The following is a 3,888-nucleotide window of genomic DNA, read 5'->3' as shown; positions in this document are numbered from 1 at the left end:
GGACCGTGCCGAGGTGGTCCAGGGAGGCGCGTATGGAGGGCAGGGCGAGCGGGTCGCGGGCGGTGAGGGCCGCGAGGCGCTCCCCGGGGGTGGCGCCGAGCAGGGGGCCGGTGGAGAGGCGGACCCGCAGAGAGCCCAGGTCGTCGGCGAAGCGCTGCCCGCCCGGGGTGGGGGTGCCGAGCCGGGCGCCGAGCCAGTCCTCCAGCTCCATCGCGTCGCGGATGCCGTGCCGGGCCAGGCCGGCGCGAAGCGGGTCGAGGTCGGCGTAGACGTGCCGGCCGGCCTGCGGGGGCCGGGCGAGGGCCCCGGCGGCGAGGAGGGCGCGGTGGACGGCGCCGGCGACCGCGCCGTGCAGGGCGGCGGCCCGGCGGGCCCGGTCGGCGACGGAGGCGGGCTCGTCCAGGGCGAGCGCGGCCGCGGCGGAGACGGGCCCGGCGACGAGCGCGCCCGTCGCGGCGAGCACGTCGAGGGTCCGGGCCCGCAGCCAGGTGCCGTGGGGGGTGCCGGGCAGGCGGGCGACGGCGGCGGGCCACCCGGCGGGCAGCAGGGCGCCGGACAGGTCCAGCAGGACGGCGGCCCCGCCGGGCAGCATCTCCGCGGGGTCGAGGACGAGGGTGCGGTGCGGGACGTGCACGGTGTCGCGCCAGGTCTCGTCGCTGACGACGAACAGCCCGGCGGAGGCGGCGGCCTCACAGGCCTCCCGCAGCAGCTCGGGCGGCGGCACGGTCGCGGTCGGGTCGTCGGCGACGGACAGCAGCAGCACCCGCGGGTCGCCGCCCTCCGCCCGCACTCGGCGCACCGTCTCCAGCAGCGCGTACGGATCCGGTACGCCGCCGCACTCGGCCGGGGTCGGCACGTGGTAGGCGCGGCGCCCCAGCAGCCGGGGGGTTCGGGGTCCGAGCGGACCGCAGCGGCGGCGAGGGCGCCGGTGAGCTCGGGCAGTACGGGCAGTCCGGGCGCCGGCGCGGGCGGCCCGAACCGGACCGGGCCCCTGCCCTCCGCGGTGCGCTGCATCCCGGCCACCTCGCCCTGCCTTCCCCGTCGCGTAGGCCGCGCCGCTCGACCCTGCCCTTTATACGGTCGTTCGCCGGGATGCGCCTGTTGTGGGCGGGCACCCGGCACACTCATGCGGCGCGGCCGGTGAGCGCGAGGAGCCGGGTCTGCTCGTCGGCGCCGGGCGGGGGCTCCAGCGGCGGGTCGTACATGCCTCCGGCGGCGAGCCCGTCGGCGTACGGGGTGATCTCGTGGAGGGCGAACCGGACCAGCCCCGCGGGCAGCCGATCGTCGGCGCCGACGGCCCGCGCGAGGTCCCAGGCGTGCACGACGCAGTCCGCGGTGAGCTCCGCGCAGTACGCGGCGGCCTTCGAGGGGCCGTAGGAGAGGGAGACGATGCGCTCCAGCGCCCAGGGGGAGGCGAAGGCCGTATGGGCTGCCCGTGCGGCCCGGTCCCAGGCGGCGGCGGGGTCGTCGCCGAGGACGTCGCCGGCGAAGCGGTCGCCGACTTCGGCGACGGTGCAGCCCTCGGTGACCAGCGGGGGCACCCACAGCTGCTCGGCGGTGACGTGGTTGACGAGGTCGCGCACCGTCCACTCGGTGCAGGGGGTCGGCAGGCCCCACTGGCCGGGCGCCACGGAGCGGACCCGCGACCCGAAGAGCCGGAGCGCCTCGGCGTGCTGTTCGAGGAGTGGCTCCGGCATGCTCCCACCGCCTTCGACGCGGCCCGACGCCCCGGGGCCCACTCTCCTCGCCCCCGGAGCGGCCTGCCACACCGCGCCCGCATAACGGGACCCTCGTCCCGCAGTGCGGAATGCGGACGACGAACGGGCCGTCAGGGCACGGCGGCCGACTCCGGGCGGGCGGCTCCGGGAGGGGCAGCCCTGCGCCCGCCGCCCCCCGTGCCGCCTGGCCCCGGGTCACCCGGCCGCGGGCCGCCGGGCCTCGGGTCGGCCGGGCTCCGGGCCGGCCGGTCCCTGGGCGGCCGGTCCCGGGGCGGGCGGCTTCCGGGCGGCCGGCTCCGGGTTGCGGGACGGCGGGTGCATGCGGAAGTCATACGCCGCCGGCAGCGGGTGGTCGGTGATCCGCGTCCACACCTCGGAGAGGACCTCCTCGCCCTCCCTCAGGTCCGGCAGTTCGAAGCCGTCCTCGAAGACGCGGCGGGCCGCGGCCGCGTGGCCCTCGGCCGCCAGGAGCATCGCCCCCAGCAGCCGGAACCGCGGCAGCTCGCGCACGGCGGGCCGCAGCCCCTCCCAGACGGCACGGGCCTGCGGCGGGCGGCCGGCGTCCAGGAGGGCGGTCATCGCCTCCCGGCCGAGCGCGGACTCGGCTGCGTCCCACGCCTCGCCGTCCGGCCGGGTCGCCGCGAGGTCGGCGAAGGCTTCCGCGTACCGGCGGGCGGCCCGCTCCGGGTCGCCGACCAGCAGGTCGGCCGCGGCGAGGCAGCGCAGCAGCGGCCAGCGCGGACGGGCGGCGGGCAGGCCGCGCTCCCAGCTGCGGACGGCCTGGGCGGCGTCCCCGGCGTGCCACTGGGCGACGCCCAGGTGGTACTCGGTGAGCGGGTCGGCCGGGGCCGTCTCCAGCATGTCCCGCCAGTGCGGGGCGACCAGGGTGGGCCCGGGCGGCTCCTCCCGCTCCGCGGCGGGCAGGGCCCCGGAGCGCCACAGTTCCAGCCAGGGCCGCTGCTCCTCGCCCAGGTCCGCTCCGGTGAAGGGGGTGCCGGGCAGGTCGAGGCGGCCGCACACGACTTCGAGGGCGCCCCACCCCGAGCCGCGGGCCAGCCGCTCCCCCGGCGCGGTGTCGGCCGCCGCGCGCCAGGCGGCGTACGCCTCGTCGACCCGCTCCCGGGGCAGGGCCGCCTCCAGCGCCTTGCCCACCGCGGCGCGGGCGGCCGCCCAGTCCGGCCCGTGGACGGCCCCCGGGTCCGCCGAGAGCGGCCCGTACGCCTCCAGCCAGCTCAGCTCGGCCCCCGGCTCCAGGCGAACGTGCTCCCGCTGGGTGCGGGCGAGGCCGGCCTGGATCTCCGCGTAGCCGCCGGTGCCGGGCTCGGTCAGCCACTCCTGCCAGCGGCGGCCGCCGCGCCCCGAGCCCCACGCGAAGAGCTTCCGGCCGCGCAGCAGGGACGTCGAGGTCTGCACGAGGCCGCCGCCCGTGCCGTCGAGGGCGGCGATCCAGGGGCGGGTCCCGGCGTCGGCGGCGACCTCGTGGAAGTAGTCGGAGGCGTGGGTGCTGCGCAGCGGGTACGTGCGGTCCGCACCCTCCCACTCGGGGACGGGGATGCGGCGCAGTGCCCCCTCGGCGGTGGGGTGCCAGGCCTCGTCGGCGGGGGCGAGGACGCGCAGGCCCGGCGTCTCCGGTACGGCCGTGTTGGACCACCAGTACACGGGTGCGGGGCGCTCGTGCGGGTTGCGGACGCGGACGCCCGCGTACAGGAACTCCCCGTCCCGGGGCAGCCAGAGGTCCACCTGGAAGGGCAGGTCGCGCAGCCGCTCCCACTCCCACAGCCGCAGCATGGTCCCGCCGTCCGGGGCGGGCACGGCGGCGGCGTGCAGCGGGGCGCAGGCGAGGGCGGTGTGGCCGGTGGCGCCGATGTTCCACTCGATGCCGCCGGAGAACCAGGCCCCGTTGAGAGCGAAGGCGGCCGGCTGGAGGACGGGGTTGCGGTACAGCAGTTCGCGGCCGGTGGGGACGTGCACGAGGGAGTGGACGCGGCCGCCGAGGCCGGGCAGGACGGTGGCCCGCAGGTGCGCGTTCTCCAATACCAGCGCCTCGACGCGGGTCTCGGTGCGCTGCCGTCCGTAGCCGTCGCGGATCCGGACGGGCAGCAGCGAGCGCAGGTGCCCGTACGCGGCCTGCCGGGCCGTGTCGCGGGGCAGGGCCCGGCAGGCCGCGTAC

The 3,888-nt window shown here is 79.0% G+C and carries 2 protein-coding genes and 1 pseudogene; all 3 read right to left on the bottom strand.

What is annotated here, in order from left to right; all coding sequences use genetic code 11:
- Positions 1–1,014: pseudogene (locus tag EF903_RS29900) on the bottom strand (pyridoxal phosphate-dependent aminotransferase); the annotation flags it as partial.
- A 110-nt stretch (positions 1,015–1,124) separates the two neighbouring features.
- Positions 1,125–1,697, bottom strand: coding sequence for a TIGR03086 family metal-binding protein (locus tag EF903_RS29895; protein WP_125548129.1), 573 nt, complete (start codon positions 1,695–1,697; stop codon positions 1,125–1,127).
- A 216-nt stretch (positions 1,698–1,913) separates the two neighbouring features.
- Positions 1,914–3,888: DUF5107 domain-containing protein (locus tag EF903_RS29890; RefSeq protein WP_125548128.1), on the bottom strand; the 1,975-nt coding region annotated here is incomplete at its 5' end.

It is taken from the genome of Streptomyces sp. WAC05292 (assembly GCF_003949955.1).
GTDB classification, from domain to species: Bacteria; Actinomycetota; Actinomycetes; order Streptomycetales; family Streptomycetaceae; genus Streptomyces; species Streptomyces globosus.
The sequence above is the reverse complement of the archived record's forward strand: the minus strand, read 5'-3'. Positions and strand labels throughout refer to the sequence as shown.

Bases quoted from the DNA above. Each gene is read 5' to 3' on its own strand.
- EF903_RS29895 (WP_125548129.1), bottom strand. From the start codon at position 1,697: ATGCCGGAGCCACTCCTCGAACAGCACGCCGAGGCGCTCCGGCTCTTC.